At 61.3% G+C, this 600-nt stretch carries 1 protein-coding gene; it reads left to right on the forward strand.

Annotation, left to right across the window (positions count from 1 at the left end):
* Nucleotides 1-600 (forward strand): tetratricopeptide repeat protein (locus A7Z29_RS23070; protein ID WP_157944816.1); only part of this gene is annotated, 600 nt, incomplete at both ends.

The following is a 600-nucleotide window of genomic DNA, read 5'->3' on the forward strand; positions in this document are numbered from 1 at the left end:
CTGTATCTTTCCGGTCACGACCAGGACAGAGCCGCGCTGGCGCATATCAACAGCCTGCCGCGCGCGCAGTGGAACAGCAATATTCAGGAACTGGCAAACCGCCTGCAAAGCGATCAGGTACTGGAAACCGCCAGCCGCCTGCGTGAAAGCGGCAAAGAGGCAGAAGCGGAAGCGATGCTGCGCCAACAGCCACCGTCCACGCGCATTGACCTCACCCTGGCAGACTGGGCACAGCAGCGACGTGATGACACCGCCGCCCGCGCGGCGTATCAGAATGTCCTGACGCGGGAGCCAACTAACGTTGATGCCATTCTTGGCCTGACGGAAGTGGATATCGCCGCCGGTGACAAAGTGGCGGCACGTAGCCAGCTGGCGAAACTGCCCGCCACCGACAATACCTCACTGAATACACAGCGGCGCGTGGCGCTGGTACAGGCGCAGCTTGGCGATACCGCAGCGGCGCAGCAGACGTTTAACAAGCTGATCCCGAAGGCAAAATCTCAGCCGCCGTCGATGGAAAGTGCGATGGTACTGCGTGATGGTGCAGGGTTTGAAGCGCAGGCGGGCGATCCGGAGCAGGCGCTGGAAACCTACAAAGAC

It is taken from the genome of Escherichia sp. MOD1-EC6842 (genome assembly GCF_002965705.1).
Taxonomy (GTDB): Bacteria; Pseudomonadota; Gammaproteobacteria; order Enterobacterales; family Enterobacteriaceae; genus Escherichia; species Escherichia ruysiae.